Annotated in this window: 2 protein-coding genes and 1 pseudogene; all 3 read left to right on the plus strand. The window is 41.3% G+C overall.

Annotation, left to right across the window (positions count from 1 at the left end; translation table 11 throughout):
- Positions 1-134, plus strand: a pseudogene (locus tag ACUVJL_RS38550) (IS630-like element ISAcma34 family transposase); the annotation flags it as partial.
- Between the two features lie 136 nt (positions 135-270).
- On the plus strand, positions 271-489 hold the full coding sequence (locus tag ACUVJL_RS38555; protein WP_445250633.1) for a hypothetical protein: 219 nt from the start codon (positions 271-273) through the stop codon (positions 487-489).
- Positions 486-920 carry an ISAs1 family transposase gene (locus ACUVJL_RS38560; RefSeq protein WP_445250634.1) on the plus strand — a complete coding sequence of 145 codons (435 nt, stop codon included), beginning with the start codon at positions 486-488 and terminating at the stop codon, positions 918-920. Before ACUVJL_RS38555 ends, ACUVJL_RS38560 begins: the two co-directional genes overlap by 4 nt.
- Positions 921-1,034 lie beyond the last annotated feature (114 nt).

Raw genomic sequence — 1,034 nt, forward strand, 5'->3', positions numbered from 1 at the left:
TTGAGATTTTGTGGCGGTTTATCAAATATCAATGGCTCGAAATAGATGCCTACTCTAGCTGGCAATCTCTTGTTTCATCTGTCGAAATAATTCTTAAAGAATTTGGAGATAATTATGTAATTAATTTTGCTTAACTACTTAGTACGATTCGACGCACTCTAATGCGGACAGAGTATCAGAGTTATTCAGCCTGCTTATCCCGTTTTTTTGGCGTTCAACCATTGCCAAGAGAAACAATCGCTATGGACGGTAAAGTAGTAAGAGGTTCCTATGAGGCAATCAGCGATGATCCTTACGGTGGATTCACATCCAGCTATGATGCTGGTTAGCGCCTACATTGTTGAGCGGGGCTTGATTCTCGAACCTTATGAGGTAGATTCAAAAACAAACGAAATCACAGCAATTCCTGCATTTATCGAACAGATGGCAGTCAAGGGCGTGGTTTTTGCCTTTGATGCCATTAGCACCCAAAAAAAACACTTCAGGTGATCGTTGACAGTGAGAATGATTACGTGGGTGCGCTCAAGGGCAACCAATCTGGATTACTAAAAGCAGTCAAAGGCTGTTTTAAATCACAACAGAGCGCTCAAAAAATCAACAAAGGTCATGGTCGTATTGAAAAAAGGACAGTGAGTATTACACAGGATTTGACAGACATTCCTAAATTTCCGGGACTCAAGACCTTGATTAGAGTTGAATCAGAACCACAAGTATATCGTGCCAACATCATCGAGTATGCCACAGAAACCCGCTATTATATAGCTTCATTTGTTGATACAGCAGAAGCTTTTGGAGAAAGAATCCGTAGTTATGGGGGAGTAGAGAATAAAGTGCATTATGTACGGGATGTGACCCAAGGAGAAGATGCTTCACGCATTAGAACTACCCCAAAGCGTGCAAATCTGGGCAACGGCGCGTAATTTTGCACTCAATTTATATCGAGAGTATGGATTTCAGAATATGGCTCAAGCTCAACGACTTGCTGGCTTTGGTCTTAACACACTCAAGGAATTATTTAGAATGAAATAGCCCTG

The organism is Microcoleus sp. OTE_8_concoct_300, assembly GCF_031383065.1.
GTDB lineage: Bacteria > Cyanobacteriota > Cyanobacteriia > Cyanobacteriales > Microcoleaceae > Microcoleus.

Bases quoted from the DNA above. Each gene is read 5' to 3' on its own strand.
- ACUVJL_RS38555 (WP_445250633.1), top strand. From the start codon at position 271: ATGAGGCAATCAGCGATGATCCTTACGGTGGATTCACATCCAGCTATG.